13 protein-coding genes are annotated in these 14,040 nt (G+C 42.6%); all 13 read left to right on the forward strand.

Features of this window, described 5'->3' with window-relative positions; translation table 11 throughout:
* Positions 1-399 precede the first annotated feature (399 nt).
* The 13 genes from BK139_RS00850 to BK139_RS00910 all read left to right on the forward strand — a co-directional run bounded on the left by BK139_RS00850 (position 400) and on the right by BK139_RS00910 (position 13,989).
* Complete coding sequence (locus BK139_RS00850) at positions 400-1,125, forward strand: GntR family transcriptional regulator (RefSeq protein WP_076255869.1); 726 nt, start codon at positions 400-402, stop codon at positions 1,123-1,125.
* 71 nt (positions 1,126-1,196) lie between these two features.
* A complete protein-coding gene (locus BK139_RS00855; protein ID WP_076255870.1) occupies positions 1,197-2,303 on the forward strand; it encodes a BMP family lipoprotein in 1,107 nt (368 codons plus the stop codon).
* A gap of 236 nt (positions 2,304-2,539) precedes the next feature.
* Positions 2,540-4,075, forward strand: coding sequence for an ABC transporter ATP-binding protein (locus BK139_RS00860; RefSeq protein WP_076255872.1), 1,536 nt, complete (start codon positions 2,540-2,542; stop codon positions 4,073-4,075).
* On the forward strand, positions 4,068-5,114 hold the full coding sequence (locus BK139_RS00865; protein WP_076255874.1) for an ABC transporter permease: 1,047 nt from the start codon (positions 4,068-4,070) through the stop codon (positions 5,112-5,114). Before BK139_RS00860 ends, BK139_RS00865 begins: the two co-directional genes overlap by 8 nt.
* Positions 5,115-6,074 (forward strand): ABC transporter permease, encoded by a 960-nt coding sequence (locus BK139_RS00870; RefSeq protein ID WP_076255875.1) that lies wholly within the window; start codon positions 5,115-5,117, stop codon positions 6,072-6,074.
* Between the two features lie 265 nt (positions 6,075-6,339).
* Positions 6,340-7,620, forward strand: coding sequence for an EF-P 5-aminopentanol modification-associated protein YfmF (gene yfmF / locus BK139_RS00875; protein ID WP_076255877.1), 1,281 nt, complete (start codon positions 6,340-6,342; stop codon positions 7,618-7,620).
* Complete coding sequence (yfmH, locus tag BK139_RS00880; RefSeq protein WP_076255879.1) at positions 7,620-8,909, forward strand: EF-P 5-aminopentanol modification-associated protein YfmH; 1,290 nt, start codon at positions 7,620-7,622, stop codon at positions 8,907-8,909. Before yfmF ends, yfmH begins: the two co-directional genes overlap by 1 nt.
* A 59-nt stretch (positions 8,910-8,968) precedes the next feature.
* Positions 8,969-9,691 carry an elongation factor P 5-aminopentanone reductase gene (gene ymfI, locus BK139_RS00885; protein WP_076255881.1) on the forward strand — a complete coding sequence of 241 codons (723 nt, stop codon included), beginning with the start codon at positions 8,969-8,971 and terminating at the stop codon, positions 9,689-9,691.
* Positions 9,692-9,806: 115 nt separating this feature from the next.
* On the forward strand, positions 9,807-10,064 hold the full coding sequence (locus tag BK139_RS00890) for a DUF3243 domain-containing protein (RefSeq protein WP_076255883.1): 258 nt from the start codon (positions 9,807-9,809) through the stop codon (positions 10,062-10,064).
* Between the two features lie 232 nt (positions 10,065-10,296).
* On the forward strand, positions 10,297-11,088 hold the full coding sequence (locus BK139_RS00895; RefSeq protein ID WP_035330727.1) for a YmfK family protein: 792 nt from the start codon (positions 10,297-10,299) through the stop codon (positions 11,086-11,088).
* A 21-nt stretch (positions 11,089-11,109) separates the two neighbouring features.
* Positions 11,110-12,015 carry a helix-turn-helix domain-containing protein gene (locus BK139_RS00900; RefSeq protein WP_076255885.1) on the forward strand — a complete coding sequence of 302 codons (906 nt, stop codon included), beginning with the start codon at positions 11,110-11,112 and terminating at the stop codon, positions 12,013-12,015.
* Between the two features lie 116 nt (positions 12,016-12,131).
* The gene (pgsA, locus tag BK139_RS00905) at positions 12,132-12,710 is read left to right on the forward strand and encodes a CDP-diacylglycerol--glycerol-3-phosphate 3-phosphatidyltransferase (RefSeq protein WP_076255887.1); all 579 of its coding nucleotides are present in this window, start codon (positions 12,132-12,134) and stop codon (positions 12,708-12,710) included.
* Between the two features lie 28 nt (positions 12,711-12,738).
* Complete coding sequence (locus tag BK139_RS00910) at positions 12,739-13,989, forward strand: competence/damage-inducible protein A (protein WP_076255889.1); 1,251 nt, start codon at positions 12,739-12,741, stop codon at positions 13,987-13,989.
* Positions 13,990-14,040: the final 51 nt, after the last annotated feature.

A 14,040-nucleotide genomic window follows, 5' to 3' on the forward strand; every position in this document is an offset into this window, starting at 1 on the left:
GGCCAGTCTGCGGACGGCCATTTTTTTCATGTATCAGGAAGATATATGCCTAAAAATAAGGGCAATAAAAAAATACAGTTTAATATGCCATACTGTTAAAAGCGCTTACATAAAATGAAAGAGGTATGGTACTTTCAACTCATTACAAAATAGGTTTTCTAACTGGTGCATTTTTGGCAGAAACATTAAATGTAATCGTTTTCAAAGAAGTATTATACCAGAAAAAAAGAATTGGTACAGAGGGATTCACAAACATTTTTTTCTTTTCACCTTTTTTCGACAAATTGATAAATTTCTATTTCTTTATTGGGTAAAAAGTGTTATAGTATTTTCGATTAGTAGGAATGATTGAACATCAGAGGTCTGATGTCTTGAGAACTGAAGTTGGAGGAACCCTGCATGTCTATTAAGTCAGATAACCGGCATTTATATTTGCAAGTCATCGATCGATTAAAACAAGACATTGAAGATGGAGTGTATAAAGAAAAAGAAAAGCTTCCGTCCGAATTTGATCTTGCTAAACAGCTTGGTGTCAGCAGAGCCACACTGCGGGAGGCGCTGCGCATTCTTGAAGAAGAAAACGTCATAATCCGCCGTCACGGTGTAGGCACCTTTGTCAATGCAAAGCCGCTATTTACATCCGGCATCGAACAGCTTAATAGTGTCACAAACATGATTTTGCAGGCAGGGATGAAACCGGGAACCGTTTTCTTGAGTTCTGTAACACTGGGACCCACTGAAGATGATATCCGCAGGTTCTCATGTGCTTTAGACCAGGAAATTGCCGTGATTGAGCGGGTTAGAACAGCAAACGGTGAACCGGTCGTTTATTGTGTGGATAAAGTTCCTGAGAATATTCTTCCAGACACGTTTTCCCACGAACAGGAGTCGATTCTTAAATTGCTTGAAGAAGAGGCAAACCGGAAAATCACTTATGCTGTTGCCCAAATAGAGCCTATAGGCTATCACGAAAAAATTTCCCCAATTCTGGAATGTGACCCGGAAACTGCACTGCTTGTATTAAAACAGATGCATTTCGATGAAGCGGATACTCCGATTCTTTATTCGGTCAATTATTTCAGAGCTGATAAGTTCAGTTTCCATGTCCTCAGAAAGAGAATCTAGCTTTTTGGGATGCACGAAAACACATCATTCATTCCGCTAATGCAAAAACAATTTCTTAGGGGGTACCAACCTTGAAAAAGCGTAAATTTGGATTGGCGCTATCTTTAGTTCTTGCTGCTGGAACAATTCTGGGTGCTTGCGGTAAAAGTGAAGAAAAAGGCGGAGAAACAGCTGGCGGAGACGATAAAGAAAAAGCATTCTCTGTAGCGATGGTAACAGATGTCGGCGGTGTAGATGATAAATCATTTAACCAATCTGCTTGGGAAGGTTTAAAAGCATTTGGTGACGAAAATGGACTTGAAAAAGGAAAAGGCGGATTTGACTATCTTCAATCACAGTCAGATGCTGACTATTCTACAAACCTTAATACATTAGCTCGTCAGGACTTTGATCTTGTTTTTGGAATCGGTTTCTTAATGGAAGGTGCAATCAATGAGATTGCTCAGCAGCAAAAAGATTCTCATTTCGGTATCGTTGACGCTGTCGTAGATCAGCCGAACGTAGCAAGCATCATGTTCAAAGAGCAGGAAGCTGCATTCCTTGCAGGTGTTGCTGCAGCAAATGCAACTAAAGAAAACAAAATTGGTTTCATCGGCGGTATGGAAATTCCGGTTATTGAGCGTTTTGAATCTGGATTCCTTGCTGGTGTTCAAGCGGTAAACCCTGATATTAAAGTAGAAGTTCAATATGCTGGAGCATTTGATAAAGCTGAATTGGGTCAGACAATTGCTTCTAAAATGTACTCTTCTGGCGTAGATGTAATCTTCCACGCTGCTGGCGGAACTGGAAACGGCCTTTTCAAAGAAGCTCGTGACCTTAAAAAGAAAGACCCGGCAAGAGAACTTTGGGCAATCGGTGTTGACTCAGATCAGACAGCTGAAGGTGTAGTAGAAATCGATGGCAAAGAGCACAATGTAATCCTTACATCTGCCCTTAAGCGTGTAGACAATGCTGTTAAGGACCTTTCTACAAAGGCAAAAGACGGCAGCTTCCCTGGTGGAGAAACTACTACTTACGGATTGGCTGAAGACGGTGTAGGCCTTGCTCCTATCAACCCGGAAGTATCTGCAAAAGCAGAAATCGAAGGTGCAGTTAAAGAATGGCAGGAAAAGATCAAGAATGGTGATCTGACTGTTCCATCTTCAAAAGATGAACTGGCTTCTTTCTCAGCAGAATAATTAAGTTTAAGGAATAAGCAGGTTGTACTGCGGCCTCTTATTCCTTTTTTAAAGAAATTAAAAGTTTAAATGAAGGACAGAATAAATTCTGTATTTCACTTAGATTTTTAATGCACTAATTATTTTTTCATATTATTGAGGAGCTTGGCTTTTAGGCCAGGTTTTTCTAAGGAATCCCAAGGTCTGACCTCTTACTACTAATGATTTCCTTATATTTTGAGCAAGGAGTGAAACAAATGGATTATGTTATTGAAATGCTCAACATTCGCAAGGAGTTTCCTGGTATCGTTGCAAATGATAATATTACGCTTCAGCTGAAACCAGGTGAAATTCATGCGCTGCTTGGCGAAAATGGTGCAGGCAAGTCAACGTTGATGAACGTCCTTTTTGGCCTTTATCAGCCTGAAAAGGGTGAAATTAAAGTTAAAGGAAAACCGGTGCGCATCACCGATCCTAATATAGCAAATGACTTGGGCATCGGAATGGTCCACCAGCATTTCATGCTTGTTGACCGTTTCACTGTCACTGAAAATATTATTCTGGGAAAAGAAACAACCAAAGGCGGAAAAATAGATATTAAAAAGGCTGAGAAGGAAGTCAGGGAGATTTCTGAGCGATATGGCCTTGCGGTTGATCCTCAGGCGAAAATATCCGATATTTCAGTTGGAATGCAGCAGCGGGTGGAGATCTTAAAGACTCTTTATCGGGGTGCTGAAATCCTTATTTTCGATGAGCCTACTGCTGTTCTGACTCCACAGGAAATTAAAGAGTTAATTCAGATTATGAAAACTTTAATTCAAGAAGGCAAATCTATTATTCTTATCACCCACAAGCTGAAGGAAATCATGGAAGTGTGTGATCGGGTAACGGTCATCCGCAAAGGAGTTGGAATCGGTACTGTTAATGTCACTGAAACGAACCCTAATGAACTTGCCAGCTTAATGGTGGGAAGGGAAGTCACTTTTAAAACGGATAAAACAGACTCGAAGCCGCAGGAGCAGGTGCTTGAGATTCATGATTTAAATGTGAAAGATTCACGGGGGCTTGGTGTTGTTAATAACCTTAACCTCAATGTACGGGCAGGTGAAATTGTCGGTATTGCCGGTGTAGACGGGAATGGACAGTCAGAGTTAATTGAAGCGATCACTGGCTTGAGGAAATCTGAAAGCGGTTCAATTAAATTGAATGGCAAAGAAATTGTGAATATGTCTCCTCGTAAAGTTACGGAGACTGGTGTAGGGCACATCCCTCAGGACCGTCATAAGCATGGACTTGTCCTCGATTTTCCAATCGGAGAAAATATGGTTCTGCAAACCTATTACAAAGCTCCATTTTCTCAAAAAGGTGTTCTGAATTTTAAACAAATCTACAGCAAAGCAACAAAGCTGATTAAAGAATTCGACGTCAGAACACCAAGTGAATATACACTTGCAAGGGCACTTTCAGGCGGTAACCAGCAGAAAGCCATAATCGGACGTGAAATTGACCGCAATCCGGATCTCCTGATCGCTGCTCAGCCGACACGGGGCCTGGATGTTGGAGCAATTGAATACATTCACAAACGTCTGATTGAACAGCGTGACCAGGGGAAAGCAGTGCTGCTTATTTCATTCGAATTGGATGAAATAATGAATGTCAGCGACCGGATCGCTGTTATTTATGAGGGTGAAATTGTAGCAGTAGTTGACCCGAAACAAACTACTGAACAAGAATTAGGTTTATTGATGGCCGGTTCTAAACGGAAGGAAGCGGGTGGCGAAAACCATGTCTAATCGCATGAAGAACATTGTCGTACCTCTAGTTGCCGTTCTGCTCGGGGTATTAGTAGGCACAATCATTATGATAGCAACTGGATATAATGCCGGATCTGCATTTATTGCCTTATGGAACGGTGCTTTTGGTGAAATCTACTACACTGGTGAAGTAGTCAGACAGGTCACACCTTATATTCTGGCTGGTTTGGCAGTTGCATTTGCTTTCCGTACAGGCTTATTTAATATCGGTGTTGAAGGACAGCTGATCGTCGGATGGCTTGCAGCTGTTTGGGTAGGGGTTGCATTTGATCTTCCAAAATTCATCCATCTGCCGCTCGCGGTTCTCGCAGCTGCAGCTGCTGGTGCGCTGTGGGCCTTTATACCGGGCCTTTTGAAAGCCAAGTTCAAAGTGCATGAAGTAATTGTCACGATAATGATGAACTATGTGGCTTTGCATGTAACCAACTATATTATCCGTACTGTTCTTTCAGAAAAAAGTGACCGGACTGAGATGATTGCAGAATCTGCATCATTGCGTTCCCCGTTTCTTGAGGGATTAACTGATTATTCCCGTCTGCATTGGGGAATTTTAATTGCTTTAGCATGTGTGTTTATTATGTGGTTCCTATTAGAGAAAACATCGAAGGGATACGAATTGCGGGCTGTAGGCTTTAACCAGCATGCATCTGAATATGCAGGCATGAGCGTCAGCAAAAATATCATTCTATCAATGGTCATCTCAGGAGCATTTGCAGGTCTTGCGGGTGCGATGGAAGCATTGGGTACATTCGGCTATGCAGCCATTAAGGGCGGCTTTACCGGAGTAGGTTTTGATGGTATTGCGGTAGCACTTTTAGGCGGAAATGGTCCAATTGGAATTATTTTTGCAGCATTGCTATTCGGAAGCTTGAAGGTCGGCGCCTTAAACATGCCGCTTGAAGCTGGAGTTCCAAATGAACTTGTTGATATTATCATTGCTCTTATCGTGTTCTTTGTTGCAGCAAGCTATATGATTCGCATTTTTATTGACCGTATCAGCAAAAAGGGGGTGAAGTAAGTGGGCTTAATGGAGATCTTATTAATTATTATTCCATCAACTTTGCTTTGGGCAGCCCCGCTTATTTTCACTGGATTGGGCGGAAACTTCTCAGAGAGCTCCGGTGTTGTAAATATTGGATTAGAAGGCTTAATGGTAATTGGAGCTTTCACTGCTATTGTTTTTAACCTTACGTTTGTTGATGTATTTGGCAGTATGACACCGTGGGTTGCATTACTGGCAGCTATGGTTGTTGGAGCTCTGCTATCCATCCTGCATGCTGTTGCTTCTATTACCTTTAGAGCAGACCAAGTTGTGTCAGGGGTTGCGATTAACCTTCTTGCAATTGGTGCAGCACTGTTCCTGGTTAAATTCATTTATGGAAAAGGCCAGACAGATATCATTCAAAAAGGATTCAGCAAAGTGGATATTCCATTTTTGAGTGACATACCTTTTATTGGTAAATTATTCTTTTCAAACACTTATTACACTTCATTCGTTGCCATTGCCGTTGCATTCCTAGCCTGGTTTGTGATGTTTAAGACTCCATTCGGGTTAAGGCTTCGGGCGGTTGGTGAACATCCAATGGCTGCGGATACAATGGGTATCAATGTAACAAGGATGAGATACATTGGGGTTTTAATCTCAGGAGCTCTTGCAGGGATAGGCGGCGGCGTGTACGCACAATCTATTTCTTCAGACTTCGGGCATGCAACAATCAGCGGCCAGGGCTTTATGGCTCTTGCAGCACTGATCTTTGGTAAGTGGCATCCGCTTGGTGTTATGGGCGCGGCTTTGTTCTTCGGATTTGCGCAAAGCTTGAGCATCATCGGCTCGAGCCTTCCATTCCTTGAAAATATTCCAAATGTCTATCTTCTCATTGCGCCATATGTTTTAACGATTCTGGCATTAACGGGTTTCATCGGACGCGCGGATGCTCCAAAAGCATCTGGTACTCCTTATATAAAAGGAAAACGTTAACACACAAAGCCTCATTTCTTTTCGGAAATGGGGCTTTTTGCTGTTCAGAATCTTATTAAAAACCATCACTTATAAAAAATATATAAACCTTCCAATACAGCCAATAACTTGAAATAAAGAAATAGGGCAAGGTATAGTAAGAATATGATTTATTACAAAGGACATTATAGAAGATAGCAGCAAAGTGTTTACATACAGGGGATGCTCCCTCTTTTTACTATTGACCGTACTTTGGACTCATCTATTACTGACAGGAGGAAAAGACATGGCCGTAATCTCTGAATCCGTAAAAGCCATGAATGGCTATAAGCTTCACGTGGTTAAAACAGAGAAATATAAAACCAATACCCTGGTTTGGAAAATGAAAGCTCCGCTTGAAAAGAGTACAGTTACATTAAGATCCCTATTGCCTCATGTATTGCAGAGCAGCAGTGCGTCCTACCCTTCAACCGGAAAGCTGCGGGCTTACCTTGATGAATTATATGGTGCTACGCTTTTCGTCGATTTGGCGAAAAAGGGCGAGTATCATGTCATTACCATTTCAGTTGAAATCGCAAACGAAAAATTTCTTTCAGATCCAACTCCTCTTTTGAAAAAAGCGTTCCAATTTTTAGCGGAAATCCTGATTAAGCCAAATGTGAATGAAGGCTCTTTTGACGAGGATACAGTTGAAAAAGAAAAAAGGACACTTAAACAGCGAATTCAATCAGTTTACGATGATAAAATGCGCTATTCCAATTTTCGGCTGGTTCAGGAAATGTGCAAAGATGAGCCCTATGCACTGCATGTGCATGGCGAGAAAGATGATGTGGACAATATCACTCCTCATAGCCTTTATGAATATTATCAGCAGGCATTGGCGCAGGATGAGCTTGATTTATATGTTATAGGTGACGTAGATGAGGCAGATGCCGAATCATATGCAGGGGAGCTTTTAACTTTTGAAAAGAGATCACCTCAGACAGCGCCAGCATCTCCAGTTAGAACGAAGGAATCTGTAAACGAAGTCCGGGAAGAACAGGATGTGAAGCAGGGGAAACTCAATATCGGCTACCGGACAAATGTCGTGTACGGTGACCCGGAATATTATGCGCTTCAGGTATTCAATGGAATCTTCGGAGGTTTTTCTCATTCAAAACTGTTCTTGAACGTCCGGGAAAAAGCCAGTCTCGCATACTATGTAGCCAGCCGCCTGGAAAGCCATAAAGGGTTAATGATGGTGATGTCCGGAATCGATAACAGCAACTATGACCAGGCAGTGAGTATTATTAAAGAACAACTGGAAGCTATGAAGAATGGTGACTTTACAGAACAGGAAATGGAACAGACCAAAGCAGTCATTAAAAACCAGCTTCTGGAGACTGTTGATACAGCACGCGGGATTGTCGAGGTTCTTTACCATAATGTTGTGTCAGGAAAAGAAATTACCCTTCAAACCTGGATGGATGAAATGGATAAGGTAACAAAAGAGGAAATTGCCGCGACAGCCAAGAAGGTCAGTTTGGATACTGTGTATTTTCTGACAGGAAAGGAGGCGGGCAAGTAATGGATAAAATCACTTTTGACCAGCTTCAGGAAGAGCTGTATTATGAAAAACTTGAAAATGGGCTGGATGTATATATCTTGCCGAAAAAGGGATTTAACAAGACTTATGCCACGTTTACGACTAAATATGGTTCAATCGACAATCATTTCCTGCCCCCCGGAAAGGAAGAGTATGTAAAAGTTCCGGATGGGATTGCACATTTTTTGGAGCATAAGCTTTTTGAGAAAGAAGACGGGGATGTGTTCCAGCAATTCAGCAAACAGGGAGCATCGGCTAATGCTTTTACATCTTTCACCAGGACAGCTTATCTATTCTCCAGCACGTCTAATGTAGAGATGAACCTTGAAACGCTGATTGATTTTGTGCAGGACCCTTATTTTACAGAAAAGACTGTTGAAAAAGAGAAAGGAATCATCGGCCAGGAAATCACCATGTATGATGACAATCCTGACTGGCGCTTATATTTTGGACTGATCGAAAATATGTTTAAAAACCATCCTGTTAAAATTGATATCGCAGGTACGATCGAGTCCATTTCTCATATCACGAAAGATATGCTGTATGAATGCTATGAAACTTTCTATCACCCGAGCAACATGCTGCTGTTCATAGTCGGACCCGTTGATCCGGATCAGATTATGACTCAGGTGAGAGATAACCAAAGCAAGAAGGATTATAAAGAGATACCGGAAATCAAACGCCAATTCGAAGAAGAGCCTTCTGAAGCGGCCAAGAAGAAAAAAGTTCTTGAGATGAATGTCCAGACCTCAAAGTGCCTGGTCGGGATAAAGAGCAGTACTGCAAATCAGTCAGGCAAAGAAATGCTTAAAAATGAGCTGAGTCTGAATGTGCTTCTGGATATCTTGTTCGGTAAAAGCTCTGAGCATTACAGCACACTGTACAGTGAAGGATTAATTGATGACACATTCTCCTTTGATTATACACAGGAGCAGGGTTTTGGATTTGCCATGGTGGGCGGAGACACAAACAATCCTGACCGGTTGGCTGAAACACTGCAAAAGATGCTCCTGGATGCAAGGGAAAAGGGAGCTATTTCACAGGAAACACTTGATCGGACAAAAAAGAAGAAAATAGGTGCATTCCTGCGGGCTGTCAATTCACCGGAATATATCGCCAATCAATTTACCCGGTATGCTTTTAATGAAATGGATTTATTTAATGTTGTGCCGACCCTTGAAAGCATCACACTTGAGGATGTGGAAAATGCGGCTGGTAATTTGATAAGTGAAGAACGGTTTACGGTTTGCCAGGTTGTCCCTAAGAAATAACAAGCAGTTTCAGCAGAGCGCCATTAAATGGCGCTTTGCTTTTTTCGGGAGGATATGAAATGAAGAAATTTGCATTAATAACTGGAGCGAGCGGAGGAATCGGCCAGGCAGTCAGCGTCAAACTGGCAGAAGAAGGCTATTCGCTTTATTTGCATTACAATCATAATAGGGATGGCATTACCAGGCTTCTGGACCGCCTGCAAAGGTTTGGCGGAGAATATATTCCGATCCAGGCAGACTTGTCTGTACCAGGCGGGTATAAAAAAATTATTCCTGACATATTTTCACTTGATGCCATTATTCATAATAGCGGAACAGCTCAATATGGACTTCTTACTGAAATTCAGCAAACGGAAATGGAAGCTCTGATGAACCTCCATGTGACCTCGCCGCTTCTCCTGACGAAAGAGCTTCTGCCGAAACTTTTAACAAAGGCGAGCGGGAACATTATAGTGGTTTCTTCGATATGGGGGCAGACGGGTGCCGCTTGTGAAGTTGCATACTCGGCTGCAAAGGGTGCACAAATTGCTTTTGCAAAGGCTTTAAGCAAGGAGGTTGCCCTTAACGGGGTAAGGGTTAATGCTATTGCTCCGGGTGCAGTTGAGACGGCCATGCTGAAGGACTTTACAGAAGAAGAGCTTAATGCTGTGAAAAGTGAAATTCCTATGGGCAGGCTTGCCTTGCCGGCTGACATAGCCAACGCCATTTCCTTTCTTCTTTCGGAAAAGGCATCGTATATTACCGGGCAGGTTATGGCAGTGAATGGCGGCTGGTATACGTAACTGCAGATCGTTCAAAGAAGTGTCACATGTTTTTTGAGTCATGTCTAAGTGCATGCATATTTTATTCAGCCCCTAAGCACAATATAATTGTACAACATTTAAAGGAGGCAAAATTATGTCTGTACTAGATAACTGGCAGCAATGGAAAGATTTCCTTGGCGATCGTCTTCATCAGGGAATGGACCAGGGAATGAATAAGGAAACAGTAAATGACTTTGCTTATCAAATCGGCGATTATTTAGCCAAGCAAGTGGAGCCAAAGAATGACCAGGAAAAAATCCTGGCTGACCTCTGGTCTGTAGCAAGCCCTGATGAGCAGCATGCCATTGCCAATATGATGGTAAAGCTTGTTCAGAACGATGGTACCCGCTAAGAAAATAATAGTAATCAGCAAAAAGAGAGGATTGCCTCTCTTTTTGCTTTTCCTCAAAAACATTTCCTTTCCGCCAAACGGGTTTTTCCTTTCATATTGGCAAAAAATCATATATTATAGAACCTAGATGAAAATTTAGGATAAGTTTAATAAAATTTTACATACCAAAAAGAGTTGCATATATATATAAAATGCGCAAATACATGCGCATCATGCAAGAGGAGGTTTTCCGGTGGAGAAAACAGAATGGTATTTGGAATATGAAATCCAAAAGAATCGTCCCGGCTTGCTTGGTGACATTTCTTCCCTGCTGGGTATGCTTTCCATTAATATTGTCACGATCAATGGCGTGGATGAAGGCCGCAGAGGCTTGCTGATTTTGGCTAAAGACCATGAACAGATTGAACGCCTAAAGTCCATTCTTAATACGATGGACACGATTAAAGTGATTAAGCTCCGGGAGCCTAAGCTCCGGGACCGACTGGCCGTGCGCCATGGAAGATATATACAAAGGGATGCCGACGATAAGAAAACGTTCAGGTTCGTCAGGGACGAGCTTGGGCTCTTGGTTGATTTCATGGCTGAATTATTTAAACAGGAAGGGCACAAGCTAATAGGGATCAGGGGAATGCCAAGGGTTGGAAAAACAGAATCCATAGTTGCTTCAAGTGTCTGTGCGAACAAACGCTGGCTATTTGTTTCATCCACGCTGCTAAAGCAGACGATACGAAATCAGCTGATTGAGGATGAATATAATGAAGACAATTTGTTCATAATAGACGGAATTGTCTCAACCAGACGTGCCAACGAACGGCACTGGCAGCTCGTCCGGGAAATTATGCGCCTCCCGGCAGTCAAGGTAGTAGAGCATCCCGATATTTTTGTGCAAAATACTGAATACTCTCTTAATGATTTTGATTATATTATTGAGCTTCGTCACGACCATGATGAAGAGATAACATATGATGTGGTGGAGAAGAACAATATGTTCTCTGAATCTGACTTTGGAGGCTTTGATTTTTAGTAAGTTGGAAGGTGTTGTAAATTGACAGAACTAGGCAATCGATTAAAAGAAGCGCGGCTGGCTAAAGATATGAGCCTTGACGATCTGCAGAAGGTCACAAAAATACAAAAACGCTATTTGGCGGGAATTGAAGAGGGCGATTATAGCATGATGCCCGGTAAGTTTTATGTCAGGGCATTTATAAAACAGTATGCTGAAGCGGTTGGAATTGAACCGGAAGAAATTTTCGAACAGTTTAAAGATGATATTCCGGCACAGGTGAATGATGATATTCCAGAAAAGCTATCGCGCGTTCAGTCCAGGAAAGATCTTTCCGGCAGGACTTCAAAAGTATTTGATATTCTTCCAAAGGTTCTCATTGGCGTATTCATTGTTGGCCTCATTGCAGTCCTATACAATTTTCTCGGGGCCAAAGATCAGGCGGATAATGAAGAGAAGCCCTCAGATCTGACTGATGAACAGACAGTTATAGAAGAGTCTGAAAACCTCGCCGAAAATAAAAAAGATGAACCAGCAGGAAAGAAAGAAGAATCTGCTGACAAAGATGCTGCTGAGGAAAATGACAAGGACCAGGAAGCCGAGGAAAAGCCAAAGCAGGAGGTTGCTGTTGTTCAATCCAGTGGAAATGGAACGGTTTATGAATTGAAAAATGCGGACAAGTTTGAACTGGAAGTTTTGTCTACAGGAGAAACTTGGGTGAATATTAAGAACGGAAAAGGGGATTCCCTCTTCCAGGGAATGCTGACTGCGGAAGGCACGAAAAGCCAGAAGGTAGACTTTTCAAAAGAAACGGAAGCTTCCATTGTAGTCGGAAATTCGACTCAAACTGAAATCTATGTAAACGGCGAAAAAATTGAGTACAAAGTGCCGCCTTCACAATCCGTCAAGCAGGATATAACGATAAAGTACGCGCCGAAGACCGAATAGTCATCTTTAGATGACTATTTTCGCTTTTTATGTAAAAATTATTAGTAAAAGGATTGCAGCAAATGTCTTAGACTTTTTCTGTAAATAGCTTCATTTAATATACTTGGAGGTAAAACATGAATCTGCCAAATAAAATTACAGTCTCCCGTATCTTTTTGATACCAATATTTCTGCTCATCATGCTCGTCCCTTTTTCATGGGGAAACATAGAGTTGTTAGGAGCTGAAATGCCCGTTACCCATCTGATTGGAGCTCTTATTTTTATTATTGCTTCGGTTACCGATTGGGTCGACGGCTACTTTGCCCGCAAATACAATCTGGTTACAAACCTGGGCAAGTTTCTTGATCCGCTTGCAGACAAGCTTCTCGTCTCTGCAGCATTAATTGTGCTGGTTGATCTTAACCTTGCTCCATCATGGATTGTCATTATTATAATCAGCCGGGAATTTGCTGTAACAGGTTTAAGGCTTGTTCTGGCAGGGGAAGGAGAAGTAGTCGCAGCTAATCAGCTTGGCAAAATTAAAACATGGGCCCAAATTGTGGCCATTTCTGCACTGCTTTTACATAATATTATTTTTGAAATGGTTTCAATCCGCTTTGATCTGATTGCCCTGTGGGTTGCGATGTTCTTTACAATCTGGTCCGGCTGGGACTACTTTGCTAAAAACAAGCAGGCCTTCATACACTCAAAATAAATTACTTTACCTGGAAGGGGGCTTTTGAATGAATGCTGAAATTATTGCTGTCGGGTCTGAGCTTTTACTTGGACAAATCGTTAATACAAATGCCCGCTTTCTTTCCCGGCAGCTTGCTGAACTGGGCATTAACGTTTTTTACCATACAGTGGTTGGAGATAACCCAGAGCGCCTGAGATCGGTGATTAAAATAGCCGAAAGCCGTTCTGACCTGATCGTCTTCACGGGCGGCCTGGGACCGACCAAGGATGATTTAACAAAAGAAACGATTGCCCGCCATCTTGGCAAAGAGCTCCTCATGGACGAACAGGCGCTGGAATCTATACAGCTTTATTTTAAACGCACCAACAGAGAGATGACTGAGAATAATAAAAAACAGGCCCTGGTTCTTGAGGATGCACAGGTGCTTCCTAACGAGCATGGAATGGCACCCGGAATGATTGCCGATAATGGCCGGCATGTTTTCATGCTTCTTCCGGGACCGCCAAACGAGATGGAGCCGATGTTCCTCAAACATGCCTTTCCTGCCCTGCAATCCAAGCTGGGCACCGATGATGTGATTGTTTCCCGGGTGCTGCACTTCTTCGGAATTGGAGAAGCCATGCTGGAAACGGAGATTGAAGATATTATCGATGCTCAGAGCAATCCAACCATTGCCCCGCTTGCATCTGATGGGGAAGTTACTCTGAGGCTCACAGCAAAGCATAGTCAGCCTAACACGGCCATGATGCTGATTGATGAAGCGGAAAATAAAATCCTCGATCGTGTCGGCGAATACTTCTACGGCTATGATGATACTTCCCTGATGTATGAGCTAACCAAGCTGATTAAGGAGAGCAGCATGACTATTTCCGCAGCGGAGAGCTTAACAGGCGGCATGTTCCAGGAGGTGTTTACATCCATTCCGGGAGCCGGCGGACTTTTAAAGGGCGGAGTGGTCTGCTACACAAACGAAGTTAAGGCTGAAGTATTAAAAGTCCGCAAAGAAACGATTGATAACGACGGGGTCGTCAGTGCACAGTGTGCCGCCGAGCTTGCTGAGAATGTCGCAAGCCTTACAAATGCCGATATCGGAATCAGCTTCACAGGTGTTGCCGGCCCGGATGAATTGGAAGGCAACCCTGTCGGAACAGTATATATAGGCATCTGGATTAAAGGAAGGCCGGTCCAGACCGAAAAGCTGAACCTTGGAGGAACCAGGGCAGCCAATCGGGTTCGTACAGTAAAATACGGCTGCCATTTCCTTATTAAAGCCTTAAAAGAAACTCAGAACGCCTGAAAATGTGTTCTGAGTTTTTAGTAGCCAAAACAAAAGGCAGACTTCTTGCCG

It is taken from the genome of Paenibacillus sp. FSL R5-0490, assembly GCF_001956215.1.
GTDB lineage: Bacteria > Bacillota > Bacilli > Bacillales > Cytobacillaceae > Cytobacillus.

Coding starts and splice junctions, on each gene's coding strand:
- BK139_RS00890 (WP_076255883.1), top strand. CDS start 9,807: ATGTCTGTACTAGATAACTGGCAGCAATGGAAAGATTTCCTTGGCGAT.
- ymfI (WP_076255881.1), top strand. CDS start 8,969: ATGAAGAAATTTGCATTAATAACTGGAGCGAGCGGAGGAATCGGCCAG.
- pgsA (WP_076255887.1), top strand. CDS start 12,132: ATGAATCTGCCAAATAAAATTACAGTCTCCCGTATCTTTTTGATACCA.
- BK139_RS00910 (WP_076255889.1), top strand. CDS start 12,739: ATGAATGCTGAAATTATTGCTGTCGGGTCTGAGCTTTTACTTGGACAA.
- BK139_RS00860 (WP_076255872.1), top strand. CDS start 2,540: ATGGATTATGTTATTGAAATGCTCAACATTCGCAAGGAGTTTCCTGGT.
- BK139_RS00865 (WP_076255874.1), top strand. CDS start 4,068: ATGTCTAATCGCATGAAGAACATTGTCGTACCTCTAGTTGCCGTTCTG.
- yfmH (WP_076255879.1), top strand. CDS start 7,620: ATGGATAAAATCACTTTTGACCAGCTTCAGGAAGAGCTGTATTATGAA.
- yfmF (WP_076255877.1), top strand. CDS start 6,340: ATGGCCGTAATCTCTGAATCCGTAAAAGCCATGAATGGCTATAAGCTT.
- BK139_RS00850 (WP_076255869.1), top strand. CDS start 400: ATGTCTATTAAGTCAGATAACCGGCATTTATATTTGCAAGTCATCGAT.